The sequence below is a fragment of the Streptomyces sp. NPDC127177 genome, from assembly GCF_042672475.1.
In the GTDB taxonomy this organism is placed as follows: domain Bacteria; phylum Actinomycetota; class Actinomycetes; order Streptomycetales; family Streptomycetaceae; genus Streptomyces.
In genome coordinates this window covers 1-12,609 of the sequence record NZ_JBHXUW010000057.1, presented here as the reverse complement: position 1 = coordinate 12,609, position 12,609 = coordinate 1, and the positions used below count along the sequence as shown (strand labels likewise).

The window sequence follows — 12,609 nt, the reverse complement described above, 5'->3', positions numbered from 1 at the left end:
GTTCCGGCCGGTCCTGCTCAATCGTCTTCGTCGCTGTGCAGCCGCCGCCGTACGGACAGCAGCTCCACTTCCGGCCGGCCGGCGATCAGCCGCTCGCACCGGTCCAGCACATCCGTGAGGTGCCCGGTGTCACCGGAGACCACGGCGAGGCCGATCTCGGCCCTGCGATGGAGGTCCTGACCGCCCGTCTCCGCCACGCTCACCGCGTACTTGCGCTGGAGCTCGGCAACGATCGGACGGACCACGGAGCGCTTCTCCTTCAGCGACCGTACGTCGCCGAGAAGCAGATCGAAGGACAGTGTCCCCACATACATGTATGTCCGGATGTCCCGCCGGTTCGGGTTCGTGCCCCGCCGTTTGTTTGGCAGGGACACAAGAACCGTACACGGAACGGCCGGGGCCGATCGACGGAAATAACACCCGTCGACCGGCCCCGACTGTTGAGGTACGGGTCAGCCTCGCGGCTTCTCGCGCATCTCGTACGTCGCGATGACGTCGTCGATCTTGATGTCGTTGAAGTTTCCGAGGTTGATACCGCCCTCGAAGCCTTCGCGGATCTCGGTGACGTCGTCCTTGAAGCGGCGCAGACCGGAGATGTTGAGGTTCTCCGCGATGACCTTGCCGTCGCGCAGCAGTCGCGCCTTGGTGTTGCGCTTGACCTCGCCGGACCGGACCAGCACACCGGCGATGTTGCCCAGCTTGGACGAGCGGAAGATCTCGCGGATCTCCGCCGTACCGAGCTCGACCTCTTCGTACTCCGGCTTGAGCATGCCCTTGAGGGCCGCTTCGATCTCTTCGATCGCCTGGTAGATGACCGAGTAGTACCGGACGTCCACACCTTCGCGGTCGGCCATCTGCGCGGCACGCCCTGCGGCGCGCACGTTGAAGCCGATCACGATGGCGTCGGAGCCGGTCGCCAGGTCGATGTCCGACTCGGTGACCGCACCCACACCGCGGTGCAGGACCCGGATGTCGACCTCTTCACCGACGTCGAGCTGGAGCAGCGAGGACTCGAGAGCCTCCACCGAACCGGACGCGTCGCCCTTGATGATGAGGTTGAGCTCCTGGACCAGACCGGCCTTGAGCGCCTCGTCCAGGTTCTCCAGGGAGAACCGGACACCCTTGCGGGCGAAGTTGGCGTTGCGCTCACGAGCGGCACGCTTCTCGGCGATCTGACGGGCCGTACGGTCCTCGTCGACCACCAGGAAGTTGTCGCCGGCACCCGGGACGTTGGTGAGACCCAGCACGAGGACGGGGGTCGAGGGACCCGCTTCCTCGACGTTCTCGCCCTTGTCGTCGAGCATCGCGCGGACTCGGCCGTACGCGTCGCCGACCACCATGGTGTCGCCGACCCGCAGCGTGCCTCGCTGGACCAGGACGGTCGCGACGGCACCGCGGCCGCGGTCGAGGTGGGACTCGATCGCAATACCCTGCGCGTCCTGCTCCGGGTTGGCCCGCAGGTCGAGCGAGGCGTCGGCGGTGAGGACGACGGCCTCCAGGAGGGACTCGATGTTGAGGCCCTGCTTGGCGGAGATGTCGACGAACATCGTGTCGCCGCCGTACTCCTCGGCCACCAGACCGAACTCGGTGAGCTGACCGCGCACCTTGGTCGGGTCCGCACCCTCGACGTCGATCTTGTTGACCGCGACCACGATCGGCACGTCGGCCGCCTTGGCGTGGTTCAGCGCCTCGATCGTCTGGGGCATCACGCCGTCGTTCGCCGCCACCACGAGGATCGCGATGTCGGTGGACTTCGCACCACGTGCACGCATGGCGGTGAACGCCTCGTGACCCGGGGTGTCGATGAAGGTGATCCTGCGGTCCTCGCCGTTGACCTCGGCGCCGACCTGGTACGCACCGATGTGCTGCGTGATACCGCCGGCCTCGCCCGCGACGACGTTCGTCTTGCGGATCGCGTCCAGCAGTCGGGTCTTACCGTGGTCGACGTGACCCATGACGGTCACGACCGGCGGACGGGAGACCAGGGCCTCTTCGCCGCCCTCGTCCTCGCCGAACTCGATGTCGAAGGACTCGAGCAGCTCGCGGTCCTCCTCCTCGGGGCTGACGATCTCGAGGACGAAGTTCATCTCGTCCGCGAGGAGCTTCAGCGTCTCGTCGGAGACGGACTGCGTGGCAGTGACCATCTCGCCGAGGTTCATCATCACGCCGACGAGCGACGCCGGGTTGGCGTTGATCTTCTCGGCGAAGTCGGTGAGGGAGGCACCGCGCGACAGCCGGACAGCCTGCCCGTTGCCGCGGGGCAGCATGACGCCGCCCACCGACGGGGCCTGCATGGCCTCGTACTCCTGGCGCCTCTGCCGCTTCGACTTGCGACCACGACGCGCGGGACCGCCGGGACGGCCGAAGGCGCCCTGCGTGCCACCACGGGCACCGGGGCCACCGGGTCGCCCACCGAATCCGGGACGACCGCCGAAGCCGCCGCCACCACCGGGACGGCCTGCGCCGCCACCGCCACCGGGACGACCGGCGAAACCGCCGCCACCGCCACCGGGACCGGCCGGACGGCCTGCGAAGCCGCCGCCACCACCGGGACGGCCTGCGCCGCCACCGCCGCCGGGACGACCGCCGCCGCCACCGGGACCACGGCCACCGCCGGGGCCACCACCGGGACGCGGGCCGGCAGCGGGACGCTGCGGCATCATGCCCGGGTTGGGACGGTTACCACCGACACCGGGAGCGCCGCCGCCACCGGGACGAGGAGCCTGCGGGCGCGGCATGCCGCCCGGGGACGGACGTGCGCCGCCCTGACCCTGGGGGCGCGGTGCGCCGCCGGGGCCGCCCTGCGGACGCGGGGCGCCGGGGCGCTCCGAACCGCCGCCGGGACGCGGGGCGCCACCGGGACGGGGCGACTGCGGACGGGCCATGCCCGTCGAGCCACCGGAGGTGAACGGGTTGTTGCCCGGACGGGGACCGGCCGGACGTGCGCCGCCGGGGCGCGGGGCGCCCTGGCCTGCGGGACGTGCGGGGCGCTCGCCACCGCGCTCGCCGCCACGGCCGCCGTCACGCTGGCCACCGTCGCGGCCGCCGTCACGCTGACCGCCGGCCGGAGCCGGACGGGCAGGGCCACCGGCGGGACGCGGTCCCGGGGTGGCACCCGCGGGACGCGGGGTCTGCTGCTGCGGTGCGGCCGGCTGTGCCGGGGCCGGAGCCGAGAACTCGGCCGCGGGCACCGGGGTGACCGGGGCGGGCTTCGCCGGCGCGGGCTTGGGGCCCGGACGCGGGCCCGCAGACGGCGCGGAAGGCGCAGCGGGGGTGCTGCTCGGGGCCTCGGCGGCGGCCGGCTTGGCAGCCGGTACGCCGGGCTTCGGGGCAGCGGGACGTGCCGCGGCGGCCGGGGAGGGCGCTGCGGGCTTCGAGGGGGCGGCCTTGCGGGGCGCGCCAGGCTTTGCAGCGGACTTGCCGGCGGCGTTGCCACCGGGACCCTGCAGTGCGTCAGTCAACTTGCGTACAACCGGCGCCTCGATCGTCGAGGACGCCGAACGTACGAATTCACCGAGTTCTTGGAGCTTGGCCATGACGACCTTGCTCTCCACGCCGAACTCCTTGGCGAGTTCGTATACCCGGACCTTAGCCACTTCGCTCCTTTTAGGTCCGGGTTACCGCCGGACCGTCGCTACTTCATGGGCGTACTCATCGCGTACTCATCGAGTGCTCATCGCAATCTCGACCTACTTCCAACTCGCGAGGTACCTGACCGCACGGGGACCCGTGCCGTTCACTTTTCTACGGTGTCACCCGTTCGACGAACCGCTGCACTGCTGCGGGGTCGAACGGCCCCTTGGCCTTGAAGGCCCGGGGGAATGCCCGGCGGCGAACCGCCAGGTCGAGACAGACAGATTCGGGGTGTACGTACGCACCCCGGCCGGGCAGCGTACCGCGAGGGTCGGGGACGCATGTGTCCCCGTCCGCCACGATGCGCAGCAGCTCGCTCTTGGCCGCTCGCTCCCGGCATCCCACACAGGTTCGCTCAGGGCAAGCGCGGGCTAGCGTCCGGCCAGACACGTCTAAGTCTACCTCCCCGCACCGACCCCACCCGTTTGGGGCAAAGATCGAACGGATGTTGTCGTGATCTCAGCGGCACGCCGACGAGATCTATTCCTTGCCGTCCGGTCGGGCCGCACCGCGGCCCTCGCCGGATCAGCTCCGCTCGGCACGCTCCCGGGCCCGCTCGGCCCGCTCGCGGTCGGCGACGTCGCGCTCGGCGTCGGTCTCGGTGTCCGGGCGGATGTCGATGCGCCAGCCGGTGAGACGGGCGGCGAGACGGGCGTTCTGCCCCTCCTTGCCGATCGCCAGCGACAGCTGGTAGTCGGGCACGGTGACCCGGGCGGAACGGGCGCCGAGGTCCACGACCTCGACCTCACTCACCCGTGCGGGCGACAGGGCGTTGGCGACCATCTCGGCCGGGTCGTCCGACCAGTCCACGATGTCGATCTTCTCGCCGAGCAGCTCGGCCATGACGTTGCGCACGCGGCCACCCATCGGGCCGATGCAGGCGCCCTTGGCGTTGAGGCCGGAGCGCGTGGAGCGGACCGCGATCTTGGTGCGGTGCCCCGCCTCGCGGGCGATCGCGCAGATCTCGACGGAACCGTCGGCGATCTCCGGGACCTCCAGCGCGAAGAGCTTCTTCACCAGGTTGGGGTGGGTCCGCGACAGTGTCACCGACGGGCCGCGCACACCCTTGGCCACCCGTACGACATAGGTGCGCAGCCGCAGGCCGTGGGTGTACTCCTCGCCCGGCACCTGCTCCTGCACCGGCAGGATGGCCTCCAGCTTGCCGATGTCGACCAGGACGTTCTTCGGGTCCTTGCCCTGCTGGACGACGCCGGTGACGACATCGCCCTCGTGGCCCGCGTACTCGCCGAACGTCCGGTCGTCCTCCGCGTCGCGCAGCCGCTGCAGGATGACCTGCTTGGCGGTGGTCGCGGCGATCCGGCCGAAGCCCGACGGGGTGTCGTCGAACTCCTTGGGCTCCTGGCCCTCCTCCAGATCGGCCGGGTCCTCCTTCGCCCACACCGTCACATGGCCACGCTCGTCCAGCTTCACGCGCGCCCGGCGGTGGCTGCCGTCCGTGCGGTGGTACGCGATGAGGAGGGCCGACTCGATCGCCTCGACGAGCACGTCGAACGGGATCTCCTTGTCCTGCGCCAAGCCCTTCAGAAGCTTCACATCGATGTCCACGGCTACGCCTCCTCTTCCTTCTTGTCCTTGCGGTTGAATTCCAGCTCCACGCGCGCCTTCTCGATCTCGTCGAAGGCGATCCGGCGGGACGTGGGCCTGCGGCCCTTGACGCCCGGCACCTCGAGGTCGAGGCCCTCGTCGTCGACAGCGAGGATGCGGGCCACCAGCTCGCCGCCCTCGCGGAGTTGGAGCCTGGCCAGGCGGCCGGTGGCGCGTACGTAGTGGCGGTGATCCGTCAGCGGGCGGTCGGCGCCGGGAGAGCTGACCTCCAGGACGTACTCGTCCTCGCCCATCGCGTCGGTCTCGTCCAGCTTCTCGGAGATCGCGCGGCTCAGATCCGCGCAGGTGTCGAGCTCCACGCCCTCTTCGGAGTCCACGATGATCCGCAGCACCCGGCGGCGGCCGGCCCGGGACACTTCGATCTCTTCCAGATCCAGCTGCTCGGCGCTGACGAGCGGTTCGACCAGCCCGCGCAGCCTCTCGCTCTGGGTGGTGCTCATCCGGGTGACTCCTCGGCCGCGTGTGCTGTTGTGGGGATCGTCGCGTGTCAGGTCAAAGGGTATCCGGTCCTGAGGGGTGTTGCCGTCCGCCGGCCCCGTGAGCGCGGGTACGCTCGCCTGCGGTGATCACTTCCGGACACATCCGGTCAAGACAGGTCCAGGCCCGAAGGAGATCAAGTGCGGCGCACGGGGACGACGCGCAGGGGCGCGCTCACCGCGACGGGAGCGATCGCCATGGGGGCGGTCCTGGCCGGCTGCGGAGACGGTGACGGGGACGACAGCCGGAAGGGCGCCTCGGGCCGGGCCGCGGCCGCCCGGTCATCGACGGGGACGGCGCTCCGGACGAGCGCCCTGCGCACCAGCGGGACGCTGCTCACCCAGTACGAAGCGGTACTCCGGGCCCATCCGTCGACCGCGGCCGGGATCACCCCGCTGCGCGACGCCGTCCTGGCCCACACGAAGGCCCTCGGGCCCGGGGACGGGAAGCACCCCGCCCCCGCGGGGACGGCGGCCGGCGACCCCGCGGCGGCCGTCAGGGAACTGGCGTCCGCGGAACGCCGTGCCGCGGCCGCGCACACCGCGGCTCTGCTGAAAGCTCCCCCGGAGCTGGCCCGGCTGCTCGCCTCGATCGCCGCGGCCGCCTCGGCGCACTCCTACCTGCTGACCGAACTGGCCAAGGAGACGTCCGCATGAGCGACGGCACGCTGGACGCGGCACAGGCGGCGCTGGCCGCCGAACACGCCGCGGTGTACGGGTACGGGGTGGCGGGCGGCCGGGTCGCCAAGGACCGCCGGTCCGAGGCCACCGCCGCGCACCACGCCCACCGGGCCCGCCGCGACGCACTGGTGCGGACGGTGCGCGACCTGGGCGGTGAGCCGGTGGCGGCGGACCCCGCGTACGCTCTGCCGTTCGCGGTACCGGGCCCGGCCGCCGCGGTACGGCTCGCCGCCGTGCTGGAGGACCGCGTCGCCGACGTCTACTCCGACCTCGTACGGGCCGCCGACGGCCCGCTGCGGCGGGAGGCTGCGGACGCGCTGCGCGAGGCAGCGGTGCGCGCGGTCCGCTGGCGGGGCAGCGGCGTACCCTTTCCCGGGCTCGCCGAACGGGCCGCCGACGGTTCCCGCGAGGGCCGTGCCGACGAGACGGAACAGGCGACGGGTGCCACCGTGCGGACCGGGTCCGACACGAAGGCACGGACCGGCAAGGCGCACTGAAGCAGGCTCTGAAAGGGAACACAGCACGTATGGGTTTTGAACCGCCGCGGCGTCTGGTGCGAGCGCTCGGCGAGTCGTACGGGGATACGGCCGCCGGAGAATGGCTCGCGGGGCTTCCCGCGCTGACCGAGAAGGCGCTGGCCGGGGCCGGACAGGGGCTGTCCGTGGACCGGGTCGCCGCCCCCGGCGGACGCAGCAGCCTGGTCCTGCTGGTGCGCGGTGACGACGGCACCCCGGCGGCGCTGAAGATCTCCCCGCCGCCGGCCGCGCCCGAGCTCGAAAGGGCGGCGCTGGCGCACTGGGACGGCTGGGGCGCGGTCCGGCTGATCGCGCCGGGCGGGAACGCGCTCCCGGAGCACGCCCCCGGTGGCGCCCTGCTGCTGGAGCGGCTGCACCCCGAGATGTCGCTGCGTTCGCTGCCGGAGGCGAAGGCCCTGCTGGAGGCGGCGGGGACGGTGCGACGGCTGTGGGTGGAGCCGCCCGCCGGACACGCCTTCGAGACGGTCGCCGAACGGACCGCGCTGCGGACCGGCCCCATGCGGGCCGCCGCCGAGGCCGATCCGGATCTCGAACCCCTGGTCACGGCCGCCCTGGCAGCGCGCGATGAACTGGTCGCCGACCCTCCCGAGACCCTGCTGCTGCACGGCAACTTCCGGCAGAGCAAGGTGCTGTCCGGTGAGCGCGCGCCCTGGCTGACGGTCGGGCCCGAACCGCTGGTCGGTGAGCGGGCCTACGATCTGGGCCGGCTGGTGCGGGACCGGGTCGAGGATCTGATCGCCTCGCCCGGCGGCGCGATGACGGCCCGGCGCAGGATCAAGCGGCTCGCGGAGTCCCTGGACGTGGACCGCGAGCGGCTGCATGGCTGGACGCTGTTCCGCGCGGTGGAGTCGGGGACGCGGGCACTGGCGGCCGGGCGTCGCCAGGAGGGTGAAGTGACGCTGGAGTTCGCGGGCTGGCTGTAGCGCCCGGGAACGCCTTGACCTCAAGCGTGATCGAGGTCCTAACGTCTCGTCAGTTCCATCATCCGACGACGGGAAACACGCTCATGATCCTCGTGACCGGAGCCACCGGAAATATCGGCGGTGCCCTGCTGAAGGAAATGCGCGCGCACGGAGCCGGTCCGCTCCGCGGGCTCACCCGCGATGCCGCGCGGGCCGCCCTGCCCGAAGGGGTCGAGACCGTCGAGGGCGACTTCGCGGACCCGGCGTCGCTGGGGCCCGCGCTGGAGGGGGTGCGCTCGCTGTTCCTGGTCTCGCGTCTGGGACCGGACGCCGACATCCTCGACGCCGCCCGGAAGGCGGGCGTGGAACACGTCGTGCTGGTGTCGTCCATCACCGTCCTGACCCACCCGCACCTCGGCCCGGCCGGCGAGAACCTGGCGGTGGAGCGGCTGCTCGAAACGAGCGGCATGGACTGGACGATCCTGCGGCCGACGCAGTTCGCCTCGAACTCCCTGATGTGGGCGGCCTCCGTCCGCGGCCGCGAAACCGTCCGCGCGCCGTACGCGGACGTCGCACTGCCGACCATCCACCCCGCGGACATCGCGTCGGTGGCGCGGGTGGCACTGACCGAACCCGGCCACCGCGGGCGCACGTACGCCTTGACCGGTCCGGAGCCGGTCTCCGCCCGGCAGCAGGTCGAGGCCATCGCGGCGGCGGTGGGCCGGGATGTTCCCTTCGCCGCGATCAGCCGCCAGGAGGCCCACGCACAGATGGCCGCGGTCTTCGGGGCCGAGGCCGCGGACGCGGTGCTCGACGTCACCGGCGGGGATGTGAACGACGAGTTGCTGAGGGTGCGCGACACGGTTTCGCAGGTCACCGGAGTGGCGGCCCGGCCGTTCCGGCAGTGGGCGTCGGAGAACGCCGACGCCTTCCGCTGAACCGCCCGACAGCACTTTCGTCCCGCCGGACGCACCGACGGGACGAAAGTGATCAGGGCTTCGGATCCGCCGGGGGCGACCCGTGGGTACGGGCCCCTCGCGGCGGCCGGGGCGGTCAGTCCCGCGCGGTGAGGCGGGCGATCGCCTCGTCCACGGTGAGCTCCTCGCGCTCGCCGGTGCGGCGGTCCTTCAGCTCCAGGACCCCCTCGGCCGAGCGGCGGCCGGCGACCAGGATCTTCGGGACGCCGATGAGCTCGGAGTCGGTGAACTTCACGCCCGGCGAGACGCCCGCGCGGTCGTCGACCAGGACGCGCAGACCGGCGGCGTTCAGCTTCTCGGAGACCTCGATGGCCAGCTCGGTCTGGAGCGCCTTGCCCGCGGCGACGACGTGCACATCGGCCGGGGCGATCTCGCGGGGCCAGCACAGGCCCTTGTCGTCGGCGGTCTGCTCGGCGAGGGCGGCCACCGCGCGGGAGACGCCGATGCCGTACGAGCCCATCGTGACGCGGACGGGCTTGCCCTGCTGACCGAGGACGTCGAGGGAGAAGATGTCGGCGTACTTGCGGCCCAGCTGGAAGATGTGACCGATCTCGATGGCACGGTCCACCTGGAGGCCGGCCCCGCAGTTGGGGCAGGGGTCGCCGGCCTCGACGACGACCACGTCGAGGTAGTCGTCGACCTCGAAGTCACGGCCCGCGACGACGTTCTTCGCGTGCTTGCCCTCCTTGTTGGCGCCCGTGATCCAGGAGGTGCCCGCGGCGATGCGGGGGTCGGCGATGTAGCGGGCCTTCTCCAGGCCCTGCGGGCCGACGTAGCCGCGCACCAGGTCGGGGCGGCCGACGAAGTCCTCGGCGGTGACGAGCTCGACGACGGCGGGGGCGAGGTGCTCGCCGAGCTTGCCGAGGTCGACCTCGCGGTCCCCGGGCACTCCGACGGCGACGATCTCGCCGTCCACCTTGACCAGGAGGTTCTTCAGGGTGGCGGAGGCCGGGACGCCGAGGTGGGCCGCGAGGGTCTCGATGGTCGGGGTGTCGGGGGTGTCCAGCTCCTCGACGGCGCCGGTGGCCGAGGCGTCGCCCAGGGTGGCCCTGAAGGTCACGGCCTCGGTGTTGGCGGCGTAGTCGCAGTTCGGACAGTCGACGAAGGTGTCCTCACCGGCGGGCGCGGGGGCGAGGAACTCCTCGGAGGCGGAGCCGCCCATGGCGCCGGAGACGGCGGAGACGATGCGGTGGTCGAGACCGAGCCGCTCGAAGATCCGGATGTAGGCGGCGCGGTGCAGCTGGTACGCCTCGGCCAGCCCCTCGTCCGTGGTGTCGAAGGAGTACGAGTCCTTCATCTGGAACTCACGGCCGCGCAGCACGCCGGCCCGGGGGCGGGCCTCGTCACGGTACTTGGTCTGGATCTGGTAGAGGATCACGGGCAGGTCCTTGTAGGACGAGCACATGTCCTTGACGACCTGGGTGAAGATCTCCTCGTGGGTGGGTCCGAGGAGGTAGTCGGCACCCTTGCGGTCCTTGAGCCGGAACAGCAGGTCGCCGTACTCCTCGTACCGGCCGCTCGCCTCGTACGCGTCCTTGGGCAGCAGCGCGGGGAGCAGGACCTCCTGGCCGCCGATGGCGTCCATCTCCTCGCGGACGACGCGGGTGATGTTGTCCAGGACCTTCTTGCCGAGCGGCAGCCAGGACCAGATGCCTGCGGCGGTGCGGCGTACGTAACCGGCCCGGACGAGGAGCTTGTGGTTGAGCGTCTCGGCATCCGCCGGGTCGTCGCGCAGTGTCTTGATCATCAATCGGGACATGCGCTGGACCTGGGCCATGATGAACTCCTGCTCGGAAGGGTGATGGCCCCGAGGTTAGCCGGGCGGCCCGCGCGGGCGGAAATCGAATAGGGCGCGTCCGGCGGACGCGCCCTAGCGGCGGCGCAGCGGAAGCGGTGCGCCCATGACCGCGTACGGCCTGGGTGCGCTGGGGAAGAGCACCTGCCGGGCCAGGTCCTGGTAGCCGAGTGAGCGGTACAGACCGCGTGCCGGGCTCTCCGTGTCGATCGCGGAGAGGATGGACCGGGGCTGGTCCACGGCGTCGGTGACGGTGGTGATCAGGGTGCGGCCGACCCCGCGGTTCTGGTACTCGGGGTGGACGTGCAGCTCGGTGATGACGAAGGAGTCGTCGAGCCAGTGCGTGGAGCCGGTGGCGCGCAGATAGGGCTCGACGACGGTGGACCACCAGTGGCCGCGTTCGTTCGGCATTCCGTAGACGAAGCCGACGAGCCGGTCGTCCGGGGTCAGGGCGCCCAGCGCGAGGGCGCTGGGGTGGTCGAGGTGTCTGAGGACGATGTGGCGGCGCACCTCGATCTCGTCGGGGCCGAGGCCGAAGGCGACGCCCTGTACGGCGAGCGCCTCGTCCACGCGTGCGGCGAGATCGATCGGTCCGATCCGGACGCTGGGAGTGTGGGGGCCGCCCCCGGAAGCTGCTGCCATGGACAGACCCTACTGTCCGTGGCGGGTTGCGGGGTACGGGTCGGTACCGGCCGGGACGAAGCGGCGGGCCGGGTCAGAACAGCACGCTCATGAACGCGCCGACCTCACGGAAGCCGATGCGCGTGTAGGACTTGCGCGCGGGGGTGTTGTAGTCGTTGACGTACAGACTGACGACCGGTGCGACATCGGCCAGTGCGAAGCGCACGACGGCCGCCATCCCGGTCTCGGAGTAGCCGCGGCCGCGGAATTCCGGGGCGACCCAGACTCCCTGGATCTGGCAGGCCTGTGAGGTGGTGGCGCCGATCTCGGCCTTGAAGACGACCTTGCCGTCATCGATCCGGGCGAAGGACCGGCCGGCGCCGATGAGTTCCGCGACGCGGGCCTGGTAGAGGAGTCCGCCGTCGCCCGCGAGCGGGGAGATGCCGACCTCCTCGGTGAACATGGCGACGCAGGCCGGCATCAGGACGTCCATCTCGTCCTTGCGGACCCGGCGCACCGCTGGATCAGGGGGCACATCGGCCGCGGGGCTCTCGGTGACCATGAGGGGCTGGTTGGCCCGGACCTCGCGGGCGGGGCCCCAGCCCGGTTCGAGGAGCCGCCACAGCTGGGCGGTGGGCCCGGCGGGGCCGACGATCGAGGAGCAGCGGCGGCCGGCCCGGCGGGCCCGGTCGGCGAAGGCCCTGACGGCTTCGGGGCCGGCGCAGATGGGGACGAGGTTGGCTCCGGAGTAGCACAGGGAGCGCAGCTGCCCGTCGGCGTACCAGCCCCACATCTCGCCGCCCAGGCGCCAGGGGTCGAGGCCTGCGATCTGGACCCGGGAGGTCACGAAGGCGTTCACTACGGGTTCGCTCTCGAGTACCGCCAGGGCGGCACCGAGGTCGCTGGGTTCGAGGACCCGGGTGGTGGTCTGCGTCAACACGAGGGGGCCTCACCATGCGGTCTGCTGATTTCCGCACTGTACCCAAAGAGGCTGGGGGGCGCCGCTCGTGGCCGGGAACAGCTTCTGCGGAAGGTGGTGAGCCTGCTCACGGGCGACGCCCCGCGGAGATGGTTCCTCCGGCGGGGCGTCGTCGTGGGTGTTGTGCCGTGGGTTCAGCTGATGGAGACCTCGGGCTCGCCGGAGGCGATGCCGTCCTTCTCCATCTGTTCGGCGATCTTGAGGGCTTCCTCGATGAGGGTCTCGACGATCTTCGACTCCGGCACGGTCTTGATGATCTCGCCCTTGACGAAGATCTGACCCTTGCCATTGCCGGAGGCCACACCCAGATCGGCCTCACGCGCCTCACCCGGACCGTTGACGACACAGCCCATCACGGCGACACGCAACGGCACCTCCATGCC

General features: G+C 71.5%; 13 protein-coding genes. 4 read left to right on the top strand and 9 right to left on the bottom strand.

The window, feature by feature from the left end:
* Window positions 1-17: 17 nt before the first annotated feature.
* The 5 genes from ACFVJX_RS28650 to rimP all read right to left on the bottom strand — a co-directional run bounded on the left by ACFVJX_RS28650 (window position 18) and on the right by rimP (window position 5,699).
* Window positions 18-314 carry a DUF503 domain-containing protein gene (locus tag ACFVJX_RS28650; RefSeq protein WP_073739168.1) on the bottom strand — a complete coding sequence of 99 codons (297 nt, stop codon included), beginning with the start codon at window positions 312-314 and terminating at the stop codon, window positions 18-20.
* Window positions 315-452: 138 nt separating this feature from the next.
* Window positions 453-3,596 (bottom strand): translation initiation factor IF-2, encoded by a 3,144-nt coding sequence (infB, locus tag ACFVJX_RS28645; protein WP_384132470.1) that lies wholly within the window; start codon window positions 3,594-3,596, stop codon window positions 453-455.
* Window positions 3,597-3,744: 148 nt separating this feature from the next.
* Window positions 3,745-4,023 (bottom strand): YlxR family protein, encoded by a 279-nt coding sequence (locus ACFVJX_RS28640; protein WP_384132467.1) that lies wholly within the window; start codon window positions 4,021-4,023, stop codon window positions 3,745-3,747.
* A 135-nt stretch (window positions 4,024-4,158) separates the two neighbouring features.
* Complete coding sequence (nusA, locus tag ACFVJX_RS28635; RefSeq protein ID WP_384132464.1) at window positions 4,159-5,199, bottom strand: transcription termination factor NusA; 1,041 nt, start codon at window positions 5,197-5,199, stop codon at window positions 4,159-4,161.
* Window positions 5,200-5,201: 2 nt separating this feature from the next.
* On the bottom strand, window positions 5,202-5,699 hold the full coding sequence (gene rimP, locus ACFVJX_RS28630; protein ID WP_384132461.1) for a ribosome maturation factor RimP: 498 nt from the start codon (window positions 5,697-5,699) through the stop codon (window positions 5,202-5,204).
* Between the two features lie 177 nt (window positions 5,700-5,876).
* Between rimP and ACFVJX_RS28625 the strand changes: the two genes are divergently transcribed.
* The 4 genes from ACFVJX_RS28625 (at window position 5,877) to ACFVJX_RS28610 (ending at window position 8,792) form a co-directional block, all read left to right on the top strand.
* On the top strand, window positions 5,877-6,392 hold the full coding sequence (locus ACFVJX_RS28625) for a hypothetical protein (protein WP_384132458.1): 516 nt from the start codon (window positions 5,877-5,879) through the stop codon (window positions 6,390-6,392).
* Entirely contained in the window at window positions 6,389-6,913 is a 525-nt protein-coding gene (locus ACFVJX_RS28620) for a ferritin-like domain-containing protein (protein ID WP_384132456.1), read from the top strand. The genes ACFVJX_RS28625 and ACFVJX_RS28620 overlap by 4 nt, the downstream gene beginning before the upstream one ends.
* 29 nt (window positions 6,914-6,942) lie before the next feature.
* Window positions 6,943-7,875: an aminoglycoside phosphotransferase family protein gene (locus ACFVJX_RS28615; protein ID WP_384132453.1), complete on the top strand. Its 933-nt coding sequence runs from the start codon at window positions 6,943-6,945 to the stop codon at window positions 7,873-7,875.
* Window positions 7,876-7,958: 83 nt separating this feature from the next.
* The gene (locus ACFVJX_RS28610) at window positions 7,959-8,792 is read left to right on the top strand and encodes an NAD(P)H-binding protein (RefSeq protein WP_384132450.1); all 834 of its coding nucleotides are present in this window, start codon (window positions 7,959-7,961) and stop codon (window positions 8,790-8,792) included.
* Window positions 8,793-8,907: 115 nt separating this feature from the next.
* On the opposite strand, the gene ACFVJX_RS28605 is transcribed toward ACFVJX_RS28610, so the two are convergent.
* The 4 genes from ACFVJX_RS28605 to ACFVJX_RS28590 form a co-directional block, all read right to left on the bottom strand.
* On the bottom strand, window positions 8,908-10,608 hold the full coding sequence (locus ACFVJX_RS28605; RefSeq protein WP_384132447.1) for a proline--tRNA ligase: 1,701 nt from the start codon (window positions 10,606-10,608) through the stop codon (window positions 8,908-8,910).
* Window positions 10,609-10,701: 93 nt separating this feature from the next.
* Window positions 10,702-11,268: a GNAT family N-acetyltransferase gene (locus ACFVJX_RS28600; RefSeq protein ID WP_384132444.1), complete on the bottom strand. Its 567-nt coding sequence runs from the start codon at window positions 11,266-11,268 to the stop codon at window positions 10,702-10,704.
* 73 nt (window positions 11,269-11,341) lie between these two features.
* A complete protein-coding gene (locus tag ACFVJX_RS28595) occupies window positions 11,342-12,187 on the bottom strand; it encodes a GNAT family N-acetyltransferase (RefSeq protein ID WP_384132442.1) in 846 nt (281 codons plus the stop codon).
* A 173-nt stretch (window positions 12,188-12,360) separates the two neighbouring features.
* Window positions 12,361-12,609 (bottom strand): flavodoxin-dependent (E)-4-hydroxy-3-methylbut-2-enyl-diphosphate synthase (locus ACFVJX_RS28590; RefSeq protein ID WP_384132439.1); only part of this gene is annotated, 249 nt, incomplete at its 5' end.